At 72.7% G+C, this 18,570-nt stretch carries 18 protein-coding genes; 5 read left to right on the top strand and 13 right to left on the bottom strand.

Annotation, left to right across the window (positions count from 1 at the left end):
* Positions 1-216 precede the first annotated feature (216 nt).
* The 4 genes from ACI3EY_RS14165 to ACI3EY_RS14150 form a co-directional block, all read right to left on the bottom strand.
* The gene (locus ACI3EY_RS14165; protein WP_405040834.1) at positions 217-612 is read right to left on the bottom strand and encodes a GtrA family protein; all 396 of its coding nucleotides are present in this window, start codon (positions 610-612) and stop codon (positions 217-219) included.
* 104 nt (positions 613-716) lie between these two features.
* Positions 717-959 (bottom strand): DUF6458 family protein, encoded by a 243-nt coding sequence (locus ACI3EY_RS14160; RefSeq protein WP_405036599.1) that lies wholly within the window; start codon positions 957-959, stop codon positions 717-719.
* A gap of 47 nt (positions 960-1,006) precedes the next feature.
* Positions 1,007-1,834: a carbon-nitrogen family hydrolase gene (locus tag ACI3EY_RS14155; protein ID WP_405040833.1), complete on the bottom strand. Its 828-nt coding sequence runs from the start codon at positions 1,832-1,834 to the stop codon at positions 1,007-1,009.
* Positions 1,831-3,852 carry a bifunctional copper resistance protein CopD/cytochrome c oxidase assembly protein gene (locus ACI3EY_RS14150; protein WP_405040832.1) on the bottom strand — a complete coding sequence of 674 codons (2,022 nt, stop codon included), beginning with the start codon at positions 3,850-3,852 and terminating at the stop codon, positions 1,831-1,833. The genes ACI3EY_RS14155 and ACI3EY_RS14150 overlap by 4 nt, the downstream gene beginning before the upstream one ends.
* A 35-nt stretch (positions 3,853-3,887) precedes the next feature.
* On the opposite strand from ACI3EY_RS14150, the gene ACI3EY_RS14145 reads away from it, so the two are divergent.
* Positions 3,888-4,784, top strand: coding sequence for a maleylpyruvate isomerase family mycothiol-dependent enzyme (locus ACI3EY_RS14145; RefSeq protein ID WP_405036602.1), 897 nt, complete (start codon positions 3,888-3,890; stop codon positions 4,782-4,784).
* Between the two features lie 18 nt (positions 4,785-4,802).
* On the opposite strand, the gene ACI3EY_RS14140 is transcribed toward ACI3EY_RS14145, so the two are convergent.
* Positions 4,803-5,204, bottom strand: a complete 402-nt coding sequence (locus ACI3EY_RS14140; protein ID WP_405036603.1) for a hypothetical protein — start codon at positions 5,202-5,204, stop codon at positions 4,803-4,805.
* A gap of 64 nt (positions 5,205-5,268) precedes the next feature.
* Here ACI3EY_RS14140 and ACI3EY_RS14135 point away from each other — a divergent pair, with 64 nt between their 5' ends.
* Positions 5,269-6,285: a DUF368 domain-containing protein gene (locus ACI3EY_RS14135; protein ID WP_405036604.1), complete on the top strand. Its 1,017-nt coding sequence runs from the start codon at positions 5,269-5,271 to the stop codon at positions 6,283-6,285.
* Positions 6,286-6,365: 80 nt separating this feature from the next.
* Here the strand turns inward: ACI3EY_RS14135 and ACI3EY_RS14130 are convergent, their stop codons facing one another.
* The 7 genes from ACI3EY_RS14130 to ACI3EY_RS14100 form a co-directional block, all read right to left on the bottom strand.
* Positions 6,366-7,856: a dihydrolipoamide acetyltransferase family protein gene (locus tag ACI3EY_RS14130; RefSeq protein WP_405040831.1), complete on the bottom strand. Its 1,491-nt coding sequence runs from the start codon at positions 7,854-7,856 to the stop codon at positions 6,366-6,368.
* 19 nt (positions 7,857-7,875) lie between these two features.
* Positions 7,876-8,904, bottom strand: a complete 1,029-nt coding sequence (locus ACI3EY_RS14125; protein WP_405036606.1) for an alpha-ketoacid dehydrogenase subunit beta — start codon at positions 8,902-8,904, stop codon at positions 7,876-7,878.
* An 11-nt stretch (positions 8,905-8,915) separates the two neighbouring features.
* Positions 8,916-10,097, bottom strand: a complete 1,182-nt coding sequence (gene pdhA / locus ACI3EY_RS14120) for a pyruvate dehydrogenase (acetyl-transferring) E1 component subunit alpha (RefSeq protein WP_405036607.1) — start codon at positions 10,095-10,097, stop codon at positions 8,916-8,918.
* Between the two features lie 74 nt (positions 10,098-10,171).
* Positions 10,172-10,555: a phage holin family protein gene (locus ACI3EY_RS14115; protein WP_405036608.1), complete on the bottom strand. Its 384-nt coding sequence runs from the start codon at positions 10,553-10,555 to the stop codon at positions 10,172-10,174.
* Between the two features lie 86 nt (positions 10,556-10,641).
* On the bottom strand, positions 10,642-11,622 hold the full coding sequence (locus tag ACI3EY_RS14110; RefSeq protein WP_405036609.1) for a hypothetical protein: 981 nt from the start codon (positions 11,620-11,622) through the stop codon (positions 10,642-10,644).
* 139 nt (positions 11,623-11,761) lie between these two features.
* Positions 11,762-12,514 (bottom strand): HoxN/HupN/NixA family nickel/cobalt transporter, encoded by a 753-nt coding sequence (locus ACI3EY_RS14105; RefSeq protein ID WP_405040830.1) that lies wholly within the window; start codon positions 12,512-12,514, stop codon positions 11,762-11,764.
* Positions 12,511-13,155 carry a hypothetical protein gene (locus ACI3EY_RS14100; protein ID WP_405040829.1) on the bottom strand — a complete coding sequence of 215 codons (645 nt, stop codon included), beginning with the start codon at positions 13,153-13,155 and terminating at the stop codon, positions 12,511-12,513. The genes ACI3EY_RS14105 and ACI3EY_RS14100 overlap by 4 nt, the downstream gene beginning before the upstream one ends.
* Positions 13,156-13,399: 244 nt before the next feature.
* Here ACI3EY_RS14100 and ACI3EY_RS14095 point away from each other — a divergent pair, with 244 nt between their 5' ends.
* Together ACI3EY_RS14095 and hisC are read left to right on the top strand one after the other, a co-directional pair.
* On the top strand, positions 13,400-14,791 hold the full coding sequence (locus ACI3EY_RS14095) for a purple acid phosphatase family protein (RefSeq protein WP_405040828.1): 1,392 nt from the start codon (positions 13,400-13,402) through the stop codon (positions 14,789-14,791).
* A gap of 92 nt (positions 14,792-14,883) precedes the next feature.
* Positions 14,884-15,972: a histidinol-phosphate transaminase gene (gene hisC, locus ACI3EY_RS14090; RefSeq protein WP_405040827.1), complete on the top strand. Its 1,089-nt coding sequence runs from the start codon at positions 14,884-14,886 to the stop codon at positions 15,970-15,972.
* A gap of 4 nt (positions 15,973-15,976) precedes the next feature.
* On the opposite strand, the gene ACI3EY_RS14085 is transcribed toward hisC, so the two are convergent.
* The gene (locus ACI3EY_RS14085) at positions 15,977-16,375 is read right to left on the bottom strand and encodes a hypothetical protein (protein ID WP_405040826.1); all 399 of its coding nucleotides are present in this window, start codon (positions 16,373-16,375) and stop codon (positions 15,977-15,979) included.
* A 273-nt stretch (positions 16,376-16,648) separates the two neighbouring features.
* Here ACI3EY_RS14085 and mutA point away from each other — a divergent pair, with 273 nt between their 5' ends.
* On the top strand, positions 16,649-18,535 hold the full coding sequence (mutA, locus tag ACI3EY_RS14080; RefSeq protein ID WP_405040825.1) for a methylmalonyl-CoA mutase small subunit: 1,887 nt from the start codon (positions 16,649-16,651) through the stop codon (positions 18,533-18,535).
* Positions 18,536-18,570 lie beyond the last annotated feature (35 nt).

Raw genomic sequence — 18,570 nt, 5'->3', positions numbered from 1 at the left:
CCGCACAACCAGACGCCGGTCCGGCACAACCAGACGCCCGGTCCGGCATCACGAGACGCCCGGTCCGGCACCACGAGACGCCCGGTCCGGCACAACCAGACGCCCGGTCCGGCACAACCAGACGCCCGGTCCGGCACCACGAGACGCCCGGTCCGGCACGACGAGACGCCCGGTCGGGTGGGGGCGGGGTGAGGCGAGGTGAAGGGGCAGGTGTGGTCAGCGGTAGCGCTTCAACCGGAACACGAAGCTCCGCATCGCCACGTACATGAAGACCGCCTCGCAGGCGCCGGCCGCCAGCCGGGCCACCAGGTACTGCACGCCCAGCGCCTCCAGGGTGCTGGACAGCAGCAGGATGAACAGCAGGTAGTTCACCACCACGGTGAGCACGTACCGCCCGGTCTGCCGGCCCAGCGGGCCGTGCGACTGGAAGTTCAGCCACCGGTTGAGCAGGAACGCCAGCCCGAACGCGACGACATACCCCAGGGTCACCGCCGCCGGGTACGGCCAGGCAAGCACGTCGTGCAGCACCGCGAGCAGGCTCAGGTCCACCGCATAGGTGAAGCTGCTGATGACCGCGAAGCCGATCGCGGTCTCGGGGACGACCCGACGCACGGGCCCGGGGAGGGCGGCGTGGCCACGGGCTCGGGCCCGGGCGAACGCCTCAGCGGCGTCCAGGGATCCTCATCAGGTCCGCCGGGGTCCGCCTGCAACCGTGCTCAGTAGCCCTCGGGACCACCGCGGTGACGCACGTCGGTGTCGTTGTGCCGGTCGACGATCTCGCGGTGCGTGGTGTTCGTGCGCTGGGTGTTCAGCACCAGACCGAGCAGCAGGGACAGCACACCGGCCGCCATCAGGATGTAGCCGACGGTGATGAGGTTGACGCCGTCGATCGCGTCCTGGACCGCGAAGGACAGGATGGCCCCCACGACGAGCAGGAAGATACCAAGGCCGATGCCCATGGGTGATCCTTTCGATTGGTTCGACCGTCAGCCTAACCCGGTCCGACTCACAGACGCCGGTCCGCGAGCACCGGGAACTTCTCCCGGGCCCGGGCCACCTCGGTGGTGTCGATCTCCACCGAGAGCACCTCCTCGCCGGTCCCGGCCTCGCCGAGCACGGTCCCCCACGGGTCGACGACCGCGCTCCGGCCGCCCATCTCCACCCCGGCGTGCGTCCCCGCGGTGTTGCAGGCGATGACGAAGCACTGGTCCTCCAGGGCCCGTGCCCGCAGCAGCAGCCGCCAGTGCTCGACCCGCGCCATCGGCCACGCCGCGGGGATGAGGAAGAGCCCGGCGCCCAGGTCCAGCTGGGCCCGGTAGAGCTCGGGGAAGCGCAGGTCGTAGCAGGTCGACAGGCCCGTCCGCAGTCCGTCCGCGGGGGCCGGCAGGTCGGTGACGACCAGGTCGGGGCCGGCCTCCATCAGCTTCGGCTCTCCCCCGCCGAAGCCGAACCGGTGCACCTTCCGGTAGCGGGCGCAGACCCGCCCGTCCGGGTCGAGCACCACCGAGGTGTTCCACAGGTGGCGACCCTCCGGGCCCGGCTGGTCGGTGCGCTCCACCACGGACCCGGTATGCACCACCGCACCCCTGCCCCGTGCCGCCCGCGCGACCGGCACCAGGGCCGGGGGCAGGTCGACGTCGCCGCCGGACAGGTCCTGGCTGCGCCCCTCCCACTCGGTGGAGGCGAACCCGCCAGCGCTCCACAGCTCGGGCAGCACCACCAGATCGTGCCCCGGGGCATGCCGGGCGACCAGCCCGGCGACCCGCTCGGAGCGTTCTTCGACCGACTCGTCGGCACCCTCGGCATACCCGAGCTGGATGATCGCGACCTTCACCGTCTGCTCCTGTCCCGCTCCGCCAGCCGCTGCAGGTGGGCGTTGTAGGCGACCAGCTCTGCGTCGTCGTCGCGCAGGGCCTGCCGGTCGGAGCGGACGCTCTCCCGCTCGTCCCGGCGCATCCAGTCCACCATGACCATCAGCACCAGCACCACCGTGGGCAGCTCGCCGACGCCCCAGGCGATGCCGCCGGCGGTCTGCTGGTCGACGAGCAGGTCGTCAACCCAGGGGACCTCGATGGTCTTGAAGAACTCCGGCTCCAGCAGCCAGGTGCCCTGCATCAGCGCCAGCCCGAAGAAGGCGTGCGCGGCCAGCGTCCCGAGCAGCACCAGGATGCGCAGCGGCGGCGACCACTTGGCCGGGCCCGGGTCCTGTCCGACCAGGGACCAGACGAAGGCGAAGCCGGTGAGGCTGAAGTGCACGACCATCAGCACGTGCCCGGTGTGCGAGGTGAGTGCCCAGCCGAACAGCCCGGTCCAGTAGAACGCGATGAGGCTGCCGAAGAAGATGGCGCCGGCGACCACCGGGTTGACCACGAAGGTGGCCCACCGCGAGTGCACCACCGCGACCAGCACCTCGCGCGGGCCGAGCGTCTTGTCCTTGCGGGCCGGCAGCGTCCGGTACGCCAGCGTGATCGCCTGCGCCGGGACCAGCAGGATCGGCACCCCCATCATCAGCACCATGTGCATGATCATGTGCTGGGAGAACATGATCCGCCCGTAGACCCCGGGGGCACCGCTGGTGGCGTAGACGAAGACGGCCCAGCCGAGCACCCACAGCAGCAGCCGCCACAGCGGCCACGCGTCGCCGCGCCGGCGCAGCTTCACCACTCCGGCCAGGTATGCCCCGACCGCCACCAGCGCGACCAGCAGGAAGAGCCAGTTGACCTGCCAGGTGTCGAGCAGCCGGGCCGGCTCGAAGGGCTCGGGCAGCGGGTAGCCGGTCAGGGCGTAGGCCGGGCTGGACGCGTCGGTCTCCGACTCCACCACCGGCGGCGGGGTGCGGGAGAGCACCGAGCCCAGCGCGATCGCGGTGCCCATCACCGCGAGCTCGCCGGAGGCGAGCGCCGCGAAGAGCCAGGGCCGGTCGGTGCCCCGGGCGATGATGATCCGGCGCTGCACCGCACCCATCACCCCGAGGACCGTGAGCAGCCCGACCTTGGCCCAGATCACCACCCAGTAGGGGCTGACCAGGTCGTCAAGGTCGTCGACCATGAGCAGCGCGAAGAGCACCCCGGAGAGGGACACCGAGACGAAGGACCACAGGGCCAGGGTCGAGTAGCGGCGCAGCGTGTCCGGCAGGGCCGTGCCCAGCACCGGCAGCAGCAGCCCGATCGCCATCAGGCCGCCGACCCAGACGGTGATGCCGCCCAGGTGCAGCAGCAGCGCGGTGACCGCGGTCTCGTGCCCGTCGGTGCCGCTGGAGTGCCCCCCGTAGGAGAGAGGGACCAGGGCGAACAGGGCCAGACCCGCCACCCAGGCCAACGCCCCGCGGGTGCGGGCCAGCGCCGCGAACGGCACCAGCGCGGCCAGCATCAGCGTCTCCACCAGCCGCAGCCGCATCACCTCCAGGCCCCAGATGTTGGTGATCATGTCCTGCAGGTAGCCGGGTGCCGACGGGGGCAGCCCGGCCAGGTCCCCGAAGCCGAGCACCAGGATCCCGGCCGAGGCGAGGCACCACAGCAGGGCGGAGGCGGTGGCCACCCGTGCCGCGGCGCCCCGGCGGTCGGTGTCCCGGCCCTCGCGGACCAGGAAGGCCGCGACCACCAGCAGCCCGATGGTGAGCGCGGCCGCCAGGTGGTGGACCACCTCCAGCAGCACCATCCCCCAGCGGACCAGCGGACCAGCGTCCCCGAGCAGCAGCGGGGCGGTGGCCCCGCTGAGCGCTGCGGCCGGCACCGCCACCACCAGCGCGGTGAGCACGGTGATGACGACGAGCGGCCAGCGCAGGGGCTCGCGGGCGGACTGCTGCCGGGGCGGACGCACAGGCGAACCCTGCGGCGCGGTGGCGACGGGCATACCCCCATGCTAGGCGTCGCCGTTAGGCTGCCTGCATGGTTGTCCATCCCTCGCCCCCGACTGACGTCCCGAGCCTGATCGAGGCCTACCGGCACGAGCTGACGTCGTTGGTGAACACCTGCGACGGGCTCCGCGGAAGCGAGTGGGACGTGCCCACCCAGTGCCCCGGGTGGACGGTGCACGACCACGTGGCGCACGTGGTCCACCTCGAGGACTACCTGTCCGGGTCGGACCACCCGGCCGGTGGGGAGGACATCCGGGTCGGGGACCCCGAGCACGTGCGCAACGACTTCGGGGTCTGGATCGAGCAGGGCGTCCGCGCCCGCCGGTCCGTCCCGCCGGAGGCCCTGCTGGCCGAGCTGCGCACCCTCGTCGAGGTCCGCACCGCCAACCTCTACGACCTGGACCCCACGCTCGAGACGCCGGTCCGCCACGTGATGGACCAGGAGACGACCTTCGAGGAGCTGGCCCGGCTGCGGCTGTGCGACATCTGGACCCACGAGCAGGACATCCGCCACGCGGTCGACCGGCCCGGCTCCCTGGACGGTCCGGGCGCCGCGCAGTGGACGTCCTGGGTGCTGGCCGCGCTGCCGCGGGTGGTGCTGCGCCGGGTGCGCCCGGAGCCGGGAACCACCGTCATCGTGGAGAGCACCGGGCCGGTCACCGGTCGGGCCGGGGTGCGGATCGACGTCGACAGCGACGGCCAGCCCGTCGCCCACGAGCTGTTCTCGGGGCACGCCGAGTCGACGGAGGACGGGCACGGGGTGCACGACGAGGCGACCCCGGAGCAGGTCACCACCATCTCGCTGTCCACCGACTCGCTCGCCCGCCGGGCCGCCGGCCGGGTCAGCACCCAGGACACGGCACACCAGGTGCACGGCGACGAGGACCTCGCGGCGCGGGTCCTGGACGCCCTTTCGCTCACCCCCTGAGCGTCGACCGGCGCCGGCTCAGCGGCGGGCGGCGCGGCTGAAGAACCACAGGCCGCCGACGAAGATCGCCAGCACCAGCAGCGCGGTCCCGGCGACGTAGATCCCCGGCTCCCACTGCACCGTGAACTCGGCCAGCACCCCGACCGCGGCCACCGCCAGCGCGCCCTGACCGGCCAGGCGGGTCGCCCGGAACTGCACCAGCCGTTCCGCCTGGTCGACCTCGCTGCCGGTGACCAGCCGGGCCGCCGGCTCGAGCCGCCGGGTCACCCCGTGCAGGACGCCGTAGCCGAGGAAGAACAGGGCCCCGATCACCGCGACCCGCAGGTTGCCGCGGGAGACGCCCACCACGAAGAAGGCCACCGCACCGAGGGTGGTGAGCAGGGTGAGCAGCCGGTCCTTCAGGCGGGGGCGGGAGGCCATGCGCCGATGGTATGCCGCGTCCGCGCCACGGCGGCCACCCGCCGCACCACGTAGGCTCCTCGCCGTGACAGACACCCCCGACCACGCCGTGCCCACCCGCACCACGCCGATGACACGCAGCCGGCTGCTGCTGCCCCTCGACCTCGCCCGCGGCTTCCTGATCGGGATGGCCGAGCTCATCCCGGGGGTCTCGGGGGGCACCGTGGCCCTGGTCACCGGCCTCTACGAACAGCTCATCGGCTCCGCGTCGCACGTCGTCTCGGCCGCGAAGGCGCTGGTCGTCGGGGGCGAGGAGGGCACCGGGCGGGTCGCCGGCGCCGTCGCCCACCTGCGGCGCACCGACTGGTGGCTGCTGGTGCCGGTGCTGGTCGGGATGGCGCTGGCGGTGCTGACGATGGCCGGGGTGATGAGCACCTTCGTGACCTCCTCGCCCGAGCACGCCCGGGGCCTCTTCCTCGGGATGGTCGCGATGAGCGTCGCGGTCCCGCTCCGGATGCTGCCTGCCCGGACCCGGCCGATGTGGGCGGACCTGCTGCTGGTGGCGGGCGCCGCAGTCGTGGCCTGGCTGCTGATCGGGCTGGCCGACGGCGGCAGCGTCAGCGACCCGGCGTTGCCGGTGGTCTTCCTCGCCGCGGCGGTGGCCATCTGCGCACTGGTCGTGCCCGGGGTCTCCGGGTCCTTCTTCCTGCTCGCCGTCGGCCTCTACACGGTGACCCTGGACGCGGTGGACTCCCGCGACCTCACCTACATCGCCGTCTTCGCGCTGGGGGCCATCACCGGGTTGGCGTCCTTCGTGCAGCTGATCACCTGGCTGCTGGCCCACGCCCGGCGGGCCACGCTGCTGGTGATGGCCGGCTTCATGATCGGCTCGCTGCGCGCGCTGTGGCCGTGGCAGCAGTCGGCCGGCGGCGAGGACAGTGCACCCGGGGCGCTGGTGGCGCCCTACGCGCCGGTGCTGGGGCCGGCGCTGCTGGTGCTGCTGGGAGCAGGCGTGGTGCTGGTGCTGGTCGTCATCGAGGCACGGGCGGGGGACGCCGTGGAGCCGGCCGGCGGAGGCACCGAGCACCGTCAGCACGACTGACCGTACGGAGACGACCGCGGGTTCTCGTGCCATGGCACGAGAACCCGCGGTCGTTCTTCAGCCGTCGGCCTCCGCGCGGCTCAGACCCAGGCGAGCGCCTTGGCCGGGTCCTCCAGCAGCGCGGCCAGGTCGGCCAGGAACATCGAGCCCATCTCGCCGTCGATCAGCCGGTGGTCGAAGCTCACCGCGAGCTGGGTCACCCAGCGCGGCTCGATCCGCTCGTCGGCGCCCTCACCGACGACCCACGGCATACGCCGGACCGCGCCGAAGCAGACGATCGCGGACTCCCCCGGGTTGATGATCGGGGTGCCGGTGTCGACGCCGAAGACGCCGACGTTGGTGATGGTGATGGTGCCGCCGGACATGTCCGCCGGTTGGGTGCGCCCGGCCTTGGCGGTGGCGACCAGGTCGGTCATCGCCTCGGCCAGCTGGCGCAGGTCCATCAGGTCGGCGTCCTTGATGTTGGGCACGACCAGCCCGCGCGGGGTGGCCGCCGCGATGCCCAGGTTGACGTAGTTGCGCTGCACGATCTGTTGCGCCTGCTCGTCCCAGACCGCGTTCATCCCCGGGTTGCGGCGGACCGCGACCGTCATCGCCTTGGCGAGCACCAGCAGCGGGTTGATCCTCAGGTCAGACATGCCGGACGAGCGGTCCTTCTTCAGCCGGTCGACGAGCTCCATGGTGCGGCTCACGTCGACGGTGATGAACTCGGTGACGTGCGGGGCGGTGAACGCCGACCCGACCATCGCCTGCGCGGTCATCTTCCGGACGCCCTTGACGTCCACCCGCTCCTCGCGCTCCCCGGAGCGGCTGAGGGTGGGCCGCTGGTATGCCTGCCCACCACCGGAGATGCTCGGTGCGGTCTCAGGGCCACCACCAGCGACGCCCGGTCGGGAGGAGGGGGCCGGCGCGGTCGCCGTGCTGGCACCGGTCACCTCGGCGCCGGTCACCTCGGCCCCGGTCGCGGCCAGGTGGGCGTCGACGTCGGAGCGGCGGACCACGCCGTCCTCACCGGCCGGGGACACCGCGGTGATGTCGACCCCGCGGTCCTTGGCGTACTTGCGCACCGGCGGCGTCGACTTGGCCCGTCGGGCGGGGGCCTGCTCCGCCTCGGCCTCGGCGCCGGAGGCCCCGCTGCGGCGGCGACGCCGGCTGGTGGAGCCCTCGATCGCGCCGTAGCCGACGAGCATCGGCTCCCGCTTGCCGCCCTCGGAGCCACCGCCCTCCGGCGGGGTCGGGACCAGGTCGTCCGAGGCCGCGGTGCCGGCGTCCGTGACGTCGTCCGACGCGCCCTGGGCACCGTCGCCCGGAACCGCGGACCCGGAGCCGCCGCCGTCCCCGGTGTCGATGACCACGATCCCGGCGCCGACCTCGACCTCCTCGCCCTCGGCGGCCAGGATCTTGGTGACGGTGCCGGCATACGGGATGGGCAACTCGACCAGCGACTTCGCGGTCTCCACCTCGACCACGATGTCGTTGACCTTCACGGTGTCGCCCTCGGCGACCTTCCACTGGATGATGGTGGCCTCGACCAGACCCTCGCCCGGGTCCGGCAGCTTGAACTCTGGCACGATCCTCGCCTCTCGGTGATCAGACGTCGAGCAGGGTCTCGACCGCGTGCAGCACACGGTCGAGGTCGGGCAGGAAGACTTCCTCGTGCCGGCTCGGCGGGTAGGGGATGTTGTAGCCGCCGACCCGCAGGACCGGCGCCTCCAGGCGGTAGAAGCAGTGCTCCTGGACGTGCGCCGCCAGCTCGGAGGTGATGCTGGCGAAGGTCTGCGCCTCCGAGAGCGCGATGCACCGGCCGGTCTTGTTCACCGACGCCTCGATCACGTCGGTGTCCAGCGGCGACAGCGAGCGCAGGTCGACGACCTCGATCGAGGGGCCGTCCTCCAGCTCGGCGGCCTGGGCCGCGGCCAGCGCCACCTTGACCATCGGGCCGTAGGTCAGCACGGTGACGTCGCTGCCCTCGGTCCGCACCACGGCCTGGTCCAGGTCGTGCGGTGCCGCGGCCAGGTCGACCGGCCCGGTGGCCAGGTCCAGCACGCCGCGCTCGTGGTAGCGACGCTTCGGCTCGTAGAAGATCACCGGGTCGTCGCTGGCGATGGCCTGCTGCATCATCCAGTAGGCGTCCTCGGTCGAGGAGCAGGTCACCACCCGCAGGCCCGCGGTGTGCGCGAAGTAGGACTCGTTGGACTCGCTGTGGTGCTCGACCGCACCGATCCCGCCGCCGTAGGGGATGCGCACCACCATCGGCACCTTGAGGGCGCCGAGGCTGCGGTTGTGCATCTTGGCGACCTGGCTGATCATCTGGTCGAAGGCGGGGTAGACGAAGCCGTCGAACTGGATCTCCACCACCGGCCGGTAGCCGCGCAGGGCCAGCCCGACGGCGGCGCCCATGATCCCGGACTCGGCCAGCGGGGTGTCGATGACGCGGTCCTCGCCGAAGTCCTTCTGCAGGCCCTCGGTGATCCGGAAGACACCGCCGAGCTTGCCGACGTCCTCCCCCATCAGGACCACCTTGGGGTCCCGGTCCATCGCCGCGCGCATCCCGGCGTTGAGCGCCTTCGCGATCGTCATCCGGGTGCCGGTCGACGGCGTGCTGGTCTGGGTGCTCATCCTCGCCCTCCTCAGTCCTCGAAGCCGGACTGGTAGTCGGCGAAGCTGGCGGCCTCGCGCTCGATGAGCCGGTGCGGCTCGGCGTACACGTGCGCGAACATCTCCTCGTGCGGCGGGTCGGGCATCGTCTGGCAGGCGTGCCGGATCCGGGCGGCGAGCTCGTCTGCCTCGGTCTCGACCGCGGTCGCCCACGCGTCGTCGATGTCGCCGGAGGCCCGCAGGTATGCCGTCATCCGGTCGATCGGGTCCTTCGCCCGCCAGGCGTCGACCTCGGCGGAGATCCGGTACTTGGTCGGGTCGTCGGAGGTGGTGTGCGCCCCCATCCGGTAGGTGAACGCCTCGATCAGCGTCGGCCCCTGACCGGAGCGCGCCCGGTCCAGGGCGTACCGGGTGACCGCGTAGCTGGCGAGCACGTCGTTGCCGTCCACCCGGATGCCGGGGAAGCCGAAACCGTCCGCGCGGCGGTAGGGCGGCACCGTGAACTGCCGTTCGTTAGGCTCCGAGATCGCCCAGTGGTTGTTCTGCACGAAGAAGACGACCGGTGCGTGGGTGACGGCCGCGAAGACCAGGGCCTCGTTGAAGTCGCCCTGCGCGGTGCCGCCGTCGCCGGTGAAGGCCATCACCGCGGTGTCTCGGTCCACGTCACCGGTGCCGACGTCGCCGTCCTGGGTGACACCCATGGCATACCCGACCGCGTGCAGCATCTGGTTGCCGATGACGATCGTGTAGAGGTGGAAGTTGTTCTCGTTGGAGTCCCAGCCACCGTGGTTCACCCCGCGGAACATGCCGAGCAGGTTCTCCGGCGGGACGCCCTTGCACCAGGCGACGCCGTGCTCGCGGTACCCCGGGAAGGCGTAGTCCTGCGGGCGCATCGCGCGTCCGGCACCGACCTGCGCGGCCTCCTGGCCGAGCAGGCTGGGCCACAGCCCGAGCTCGCCCTGACGCTGCAGCGCGAACCCCTCGGAGTCGACGCGGCGCACCAGGATCAGGTCGCGCAGCATGGCGCGCATCTGGTCGGCGTCGATGTCGTCGAGGTAGGAGGCGTACTGCTCGTTGGCCGGCGTCAGCTCCGTGCGGGTGCCGTCGGCCTCCAGGAACTGCACCATGTCCGGTCCACCGTCGGTGATGTCCCGCTCGGGCGGGTGGTGACCGGGTGCGGCGGCGCGCCGGGGCGCGACCTCGTCGTCGCTCACGCGAACTCCTTCGTGCTGGGGGCTGGGCCGAACGTTACCGCAGACGTCAACCTGACCCGAGGGCATCGGGAGGGTCAGTCCACCCGGCGCGGGCTGGGCAGCAGCGCACCGACCACCATCGACACGATCGAGATGATGATCGAGCCGAGCACGGCGTCCCAGAAGAAGGACTCGACGTGGAAGTCCAGGTTGAGCAGCCCGGACACCCACGAGGTCAGCGACAGCATGAACGCGTTGATGACGAAGAGGAAGAGGCCCAGGGTGAGCACGATGAGCGGGATCGACAGCACCTGGACAACGGGGCGGACCAGGGCGTTGAGCACACCGAAGATGGCGGCGACGAGCGCGATGGTGAGGACCATCTGCCCGCCCTCGCCACCGAACTCGATGCCGGAGATGAGCGCGGCGGCAACCCAGAGGGCGACGCCGTTGGCGACGATGTCGAAGATCAGTCTCATGGTTCGATGATCCCACGCGACGCCGGGTCGCACGCAGTCCGCGCGCGACCCGGCGTCCTCGTGTCCCGGCCGGGCCGGGGGCCGGGTCAGAGGTCGGCGTCCCCGGCCCGCTCGGACTGCCGGACCGCGTCCGCGAGCCGGTCCTCGCGGACGGTGTCCGCCGCGGCACGCCGCTCCCGTGCCTCCGAGGGGACGGCCCGCTGCGACAGCGCCGGGGCGGCGGGCTGCAGGTCGGCGAAGTCGCCGAGCAGGGCACCGCGCACCCGGTTGCCGTCGCCCACCGGGGCCGGGTCGTTGCCCTCCCCGGCCAGGTCGCCGCGCACGATGTTGTCGTCGACCGTCACGCCGCCGGTGGTGCCGTCCACCTGGACGTCTCCGCCCCAGTAGCCGACCTGGCCCTCGCAGTCGCCCAGCGGACCGCTGCCGCCCAGCTGGACACCGAGCTGGTTGGTGGAGAGCAGCGCGTCGCCGTGCACCTCGCTCGCGCACACCAGCGCCCCGAACTCGTTGTCCCGGACGGTCAGGTCGCCCTCGACGACGGTGTCGACGAGGTCGGTGAACTCGATGCCGTCACCGCTCAGCCACCCGTCGACGGTGGAGGACTCCAGCAGCACGTAGCCGCCGGTGGCGGAGACCCGGCCACCGAAGGCCGCGCCCTCGCCGAGCAGGAAGGGCGACTGCGTCTCCTCCTCGGCCGCGGTCCCGGTGTAGGCACCCAGCGAGGTGTTCTCCACCGCGGTGCCGAAGCCGCCCCGGTTCGCCACGTTGCCCTCCAGGGTGCTGTCGACCGCGTCGAGGTAGGCGTCCCGCTGCAGGACGACGTTGCCGCCGACGGTGGCGTCCACGAGCACCAGGTCCGCGCCCGCCTGGACCCGGACGGCTCCGGTCACGGTGGTCCCCTCCAGCGTGCAGGAGGCCCCGGCGGGGACCACCAGGTCGCCGGGCACGGTGACCGCGCCGCCCACGCCGACGCACCGGGTGACGAACGGGGCCTGGCCGGGCATACCGGCGGCGGTGAGGGTGGTGACGGACAGGGCGGCCACGGTGAGGACGGGCAGCAGCTTCATGGTCTTCCGTTTCTGTTCGCGGGTCTCGGTCGGTTCGTACGGTCGCCATCCCAGCAGCGCGAGGTTGATCCCAGGTGGCGGTCACCGGGCGGGGAGGTGACCTCCGCCCGACCAGGGCGCCACATCTGCGTCGACGGGCTCACCGGAGCTGGGTCAGGGCGACGCTCAGGTAGACCAGCCCCCCGGCGACCACCCCGTACGCGGCGACCCGGGGCAGCAGGGTCGACATCCGGGTCAGCACCGCGGAGGAGGAGCGACCACCGATCAGGGCGGTGCCCTTGAGGGTCGCCACCCCCACCCCGGTGAGGGTGCACGCCATCCCGACGCCGAACATGAGGACCAGCAGCACCGCGAACAGCACCCGCCCGGTCAGCAGCCCGCTGACCAGCACCATGAAGGCGGACGGCGAGGGCATCAGTCCCCCGGAGAGGCCGAGCGCGAGCAGACCCTTCCGGCTCCATGGCGAGGGGGCGCCGGCCCCGTGGTGATGATGGTGATGGTGGCTGTGGCTGTGGTCGTGATCGTGGTGGTGGCCGTGCCGCCGACGCACCAGGTGCACCCCCACCCCGACGATGACCAGCCCGGCCAGCACCTGCAGCCCCTGGGTGATCCGCTCGGTCCCCAGGTCCGAGACGACACCGACGTTCACCCAGGCCACGGCCAGCACCAGCGCCGAGACGGTGTGCATCCCGGCCACCACGCCGCCGAGGTATGCCGCGTCCCGGTAACGCCCGTGCGCGCCGATGAGGTAGGCGGCGGTGATCCCCTTGCCGTGCCCGGGCGCGACCGCATGCGCCGCGCCCACGCCGAGCGCCAGGACGACCGCCAGCAGCTGGTACGTCGGGGTGTCGAACAGGCTGATCAGGGTGTTCTCCACCTCGCCGCCGGTCACCGGGCGGCCCGCCGCCGGCGCAGCGCCCAGGGAACACCGACCGCGGCCAGCGCGCCCACCGCGAGCGCGCCACCGACCAGCGCGAGCGAGGCGCCTACCGGCCCGGAACCGGAACCGGCGAGGCTGACCTGGTGGGTGGGTCGGGCGGCGGTGAACAACGTCCGGGCGCCGTCGTCCCCGGCCTCGAGGACGGTCCGGTAGGCGGGGTTGACGTCGGTCAGCACGGCCAGCGTGACCAGCACGTCCGACGTCCCCTCCGGGCAGGTGAAGGTCAGCCGGGCGCCGTCGGCGAGCACGTCGTCCACCTCCTCGACCTCCTGGTCGCAGGACCGGCCACCGGGGGTGGCGACCCGGATGTGGTCGGCCAGGTAGTCCCGCACCAGGGGGGAGGTGGCCAGCACCTCGGCGCCGGTGCTGTCCGCGGCCACCTCGGCGAAGGCCCCGGTGTGCTCGCCCACCACCATCCAGTCGTCGGCCGCCCCGGTCCAGGTCATCGTCAGCACCGTGCCGGACCGGTCCAGGGTGGCCGCCAGCGGCGGCCCGAAGGGGTGCGCGGCGGCGGGCTCGGCGGCGAGGACACCCAGGAGCAGCAGCGCCCCGGACGGCGCCCAGCGCCGGGGACCGGCGGAGGCAGCAGGCATGGTGGTCAGACCTTTCGGGTGTCCGGGGGCGGCGGGCGCGGCCAGTGAAGGGGCGCGAGACGCACGGCGGGTCACCAGCGGGTGAACGAGGACCACCGGGGGCGTGAACGGGTTCCCGCATACCTGCTGTGCACCCTCGGTCCCCGACGACTTCACCATCCATTCGGTTGCTGCCCGCCCCAGGGCAACCCGCGGTGACCAGGGTGGCGGGTGTCCGATCCCGCACACCTCGAGAGGTAGTTCGATGACTCGCAGTACTGGCCCGCACGGTCACCGCCGACGCCGGCTCCGCACCGGTGCCCTGGTCTCGGCCGGCGCCCTCCTGCTCGGCGGGCCCCTGATGGGCACGGCGCTCGGTGACGCACTCGTCGCCGAGCCCTACCCGGACGCCGAGCGGCACGCACCCTCCCCGATGCCCGACCGGGTCATCCTCACCCCGACCGAGGACACCGCCACCTCGCAGGCCGTCAGCTGGCGCACCAGCAGCGAGGTGATGACGGCGCAGGCGGAGATCAGCCCGATGGCCCCCGGTCCCTCCTTCGACGACGCCGCGACCGCCGTCCCGGCGCAGAGCACCGAGCCGATGATGGCCGACCTGGGCTTCCCGGTCCGTTTCCACACCGTGACCTTCGAGGGCCTGGACGCCGACACCGACTACCTCTACCGGGTGGGGGACGGCACCAACTGGAGCGAGTGGATGGAGTTCCAGACGGCCAGCGGCGAGGCCGAGCCGTTCTCCTTCATCTACTACGGGGACGCCCAGAACGAGGTCCACGAGCACGTGTCCCGAGTCTTCCGACGGGCCTTCGTGGACCGCCCCCAGGCCGACCTCATCGTGCACGCCGGCGACCTCGTCGACGTGTCCACCCGGGACAACGAGTGGGGCGAGTGGTTCGACGCCGCCGGCTGGATCAACGGTGGCATCAACAGCCTCGCCATCCCCGGCAACCACGAGTACCGCAGCGGGGTGCTGGCCCCCTACTGGGACAAGCAGTTCGCCTTCCCCGACAACGGCCCGGAGAGCGTCAACGCCGAGCACCCGGAGACCGCCTACCACGTGGACTACGAGGGGGTGCGCTTCATCGGGCTGAACTCCAACCTCAACAACGACGAGGACATGCAGGCGCAGGCCGACTACCTGGACCAGGCGCTGGAGGAGAACCCGGGGAAGTGGAGCGTCGTCACCTTCCACCACCCGGTCTTCGCGATGACCGGCAGCCGCAACAACCAGCGGGTGCGCGACTACTGGGACCCGATCCTCCAGGAGCACGACGTCGACCTGGTGCTGCAGGGTCACGACCACACCTACGGCCGTGGACACCAGCAGAACGCCGAGCAGGGACGCTCCGGGATCCACGACGGCACCGTCTACGTGGTGTCGGTGTCCGGGGCCAAGATGTACTCCCTGAACGACCTGGGGAACTGGACCGACAACGGCGGTCAGCCGGTCTCCACCGCGGAGGGCGTCCAGCTGTACCAGCTGATCGACGTCGACGACGACACCATCAGCTACGAGGCGCGGACCGCCGACGGGGTGTTCCACGACGGCGTGCGGATCGAGAAGCGCAGCAACGGCGCCAAGCAGGTCTACACCGTCGACGAGGACGGCAACCGGGTCAAGCCCGGCCGGGGCTGAGCGCTCCGCCCTCGCCGACCGGCGGCAGCCGGGCGCGCCGACCGGGTCCTCCGTCCGGAGGGCCCGGTCGGGCACGCCGATACGCTGTGCCCATGACCGAGCAGACCTCCCGCGTCCGCCTGCGGACCGCCCTCGCCGGCGTCCCGGCCTACGTCCCCGGCAAGCCCCCCGCCCCGGTCGAGGGCCTCACGGCATACAAGATCTCCTCGAACGAGAACCCGCACCCGCCGCTGCCCTCGGTGCTGGAGGCGATCTCCGAGGCGGCCTCCCGGGTCAACCGTTACCCCGACATGGGGGTGGTCTCCCTGACCCAGGCGCTGGCCGACGACCTCGGCGTCCCGGCCGAGCAGGTCGCCACCGGCACCGGCAGCGTCGCCGTGCTCACCCAGCTGGTCGCGATCACCTGCGACCCGGGGGACGAGGTGGTCTACGCCTGGCGCAGCTTCGAGGCCTACCCGATCGTCGTGGCGCTCTCCGGTGCCACCTCGGTCCAGGTGCCGCTGGAGGAGGGCACGGCGCGGCACGACCTGGACGCGATGGCCGCCGCGATCACCGACCGCACCCGGCTGGTGCTCGTCTGCACCCCCAACAACCCCACCGGCCCGGCGGTTCGCGCCACGGAGCTCGAGGCCTTCCTGGAGAAGGTCCCGCAGGACGTGCTGGTCGTCATCGACGAGGCATACCTGGAGTTCACCACCGAGGCGGACGTGCCGGACGCCCTGGCCGTTGCCGCCGGGCGCCCGAACGTGGTCGTGCTGCGCACCTTCTCCAAGGCGTACGGACTGGCCGGGCTGCGTGTGGGGTATGCCGTCGCGCACCCGGAGGTGGCGACCGCGCTGCGCAAGGCGGCCACCCCGTTCGGGGTCACCGACCTGGCCCAGCAGGCGGCCATCGCCAGCCTCGCCGCCCGGGACGAGCTGCTCGGACGGGTCGAGGGCCTGGTCGCCGAGCGGGAGCGGGTCGTCGCGGCGCTGCGCGAGCAGGGCTGGGACGTGCCGCAGGCGCAGGGCAACTTCCTGTGGCTGCCGCTGGGTGACGACGCCGTGCCGTTCGCGCAGGCCGCGCAGGCCCGAGGGCTGATGGTGCGCCCGTTCGCCGGGGACGGGGTCCGCTGCACCATCGGTGAGACCGAGGCCAACGACCGGCTGGTCGAGGTCGCCGGGGCCTGGCTGATCCGCTGAGGTCCTAGCGCTGGCGTCGGCGCAGCCACACCCGGATCGCCGTCGACAGGGCATACGTCATTCCCCAGCTGGTCACCAGCACCAGCAGCGTCGGGACCAGCACCCCCTCCCCCTGCTGGGCGACGGCGAGCCCGAAGAACCACGGGACGGTCATCCCCGCCGCGCCGGCGGTGGCCATCATCCAGGGGCGGCCCCGCAGGCCGGCGATGAGCTGGGCGGCGCCCGCCATGATCGCCAGGTTGCCGTAGGCCATCACCAGCTGGAAGAGCTCTCCGGAGCCCCGCTGGACGCTCCAGGACTGACCGCTGACCCAGGCCAGGATGCCGCCCAGGATCATGATCGGCAGCCCCTTGCGCAGCGATCCGGTGTCCACGGCGGTGGAGCCGTGGGGGGACAGCGTCATCGGGCCTCCTCGTCGTCCCTCCCGACAATAGTCCCTGTTCCTGTCCCCGCCCCTGGGCGTGGCGACCGCGCGCCGCCGGTCACTCACTGCCCCGCAGACCACAGCAGCACCAACCTGCCAGGAAAAGCAGATCTGCCGCTGCGACAACAGCGGCGGATCCGAGCTTTCTCGGCAGGGCATCCCCGTGGGGCGTGCCCGGCAGGCGACACCGGTGACGGACCCCGGCGATAGCATCACCCTCACGTGCCCGTCACTCGAGGGAGAGTCCACCCGATGGAGGAGAGCATCCAGCCGGCCGAGGCCGTCGTGGAGGCGATGCCGGAGGTGCTCCGGCTCGGTGCGGACTTCCCCGCGCCGACCCGCGAGCAGTGGGAGGCCCAGGTGGCCCGCACCCTCAACCGCCGGCGCCCGCCGGACCGGCAGCTCGACCTGGAGCAGTGCCTGGAGTCGCTGCGCACCCGCACCGTCGACGGCCTACGGATCGAGCCGCTCTACGAACGTGACGAGCGCACCCTGGGGATGCCCGGCGAGGCGCCCTTCCGGCGCGGGCTGTCCGTGGGCTCGGGGCAGATGGACGCCTGGGACGTGCGAGCCCTGCACGACGACCCGGACGCCGGCGCCGGGCACGACGCGGTGCTCACCGACCTGGAGCGGGGGGCCACCTCGATCTGGGTGAAGGTCGGCTCCGGGGCGGTCGCGCCGGGCGACCTGGCCCAGGTGCTGGGCGGCGTCGAGCTGGACCTGGCCCCGGTCGTCGTCTCCAGCGAGGACGACCAGGTGGGGGCGGCCCGCGCGCTGCTGGAGGTATGCCGGGAGCGTGGCGGCCGGGGGGTGGCCGGCAACCTCGGGCTGGACCCGATCGGACTGGCCGCGGTCACCGGCACCGCGGTGGACCTGTCGCCGGTCGCCGAACTGACCCGCGAGACCGGGGCCGAGCACCCCGGGATGCGGGCGCTGACCGTGGACGCGGGGGTGTTCCACGACGCCGGCGCCGCCGACGTCGACGAGCTGGCGTTCGCGCTGGCCACAGGGGTCGACTACCTGCGGGCCCTCGAGGCCGCCGGGGTGGCCCCGGCGCAGGGGGTGGGCCAGATCGACTTCCGGGTCTCCGCCGGCGCCGACCAGTTCCTGACGATCGCCCGGCTGCGGGCGCTGCGCCAGCTGTGGGCCCGCGTGGGTGAGGCGTGCGGGGTGCCCGCCGAGCACCGTGGGGCCCGCCAGCACGCGGTCACCTCGTGGCGGATGCTCACCCGCGACGACCCCTGGGTCAACATGCTGCGGGTCACCACCGCCACCTTCGCGGCGGTCGCCGGGGGTGCCGAGGCGGTCACCGTGCTCCCCTTCGACCACGTGCACGGCTACCCGGACGCGTTCTCCCGCCGGGTCGCCCGGAACACCCAGGTGGTGCTCGCCGAGGAGTCCAACATCGGCCGGGTCACCGACCCCGCCGGGGGCTCCTGGTACGTCGAGTCGCTCACCGACCAGCTCGCGGAGCGGGCCTGGGAGCTGTTCCAGCGCCTCGAGGCCGAGGGCGGCATGGCCAGGGCACTGACCGGCTCCACCCTGGTCTCCGACACCCTCGCCGCGAGCCGCGCCGAGCGCGCCGACCGGATCGCCCACCGCAGCGCCGCGATCACCGGGGTGAGCACCTTCCCTGCCGCCCCGGCGCCGCCGCTGCCCCGGACACCCCGTCCGGAACCTGCCGGGGGTGGTCTGCCCCGGGTCCGGGACGCGGCGGTCTTCGAGGCCCTGCACGACCGGGCGGCCGGTGCCGAGGGCGCCCGGGTCTTCCTGGCCACCCTGGGCCTGCGGCGGGACTACGGGGCCCGCGAGACCTTCGCGTCCGGTCTGCTGGCCGCCGCAGGCATCGCCACCACGGCGACCGAGTCGACCGATCCCGCAGAGCAGGCCGACGGGTTCACGGCTTCCGGCAGCATGGTCGCGCTGCTCTGCTCCTCCCCCGCGCTGTATGCCGAGCACGGCCCCGCGGTGGCGCGGGCGCTACGTCAGGCGGGTGCCCGGAAGGTGCTGCTGGCCGGGTCCGCGCACGAGCTGGGCGACGCCGAGGAGCAGACCCTGGTGGACGGCACGGTCCGCACCGGGATGGACGCGGTCGCCTTCCTCGACGACCTGCTCGACACCCTGGAGGTGCCCCGGTGATCCCCGACTTCAGCACCGTCCCCCTGGTTTCCCCA

Source organism: Serinicoccus shuyuelongi (genome assembly GCF_045032955.1).
Lineage (GTDB): Bacteria > Actinomycetota > Actinomycetes > Actinomycetales > Dermatophilaceae > Ornithinicoccus.
The sequence above is the reverse complement of the archived record's forward strand: the minus strand, read 5'-3'. Positions and strand labels throughout refer to the sequence as shown.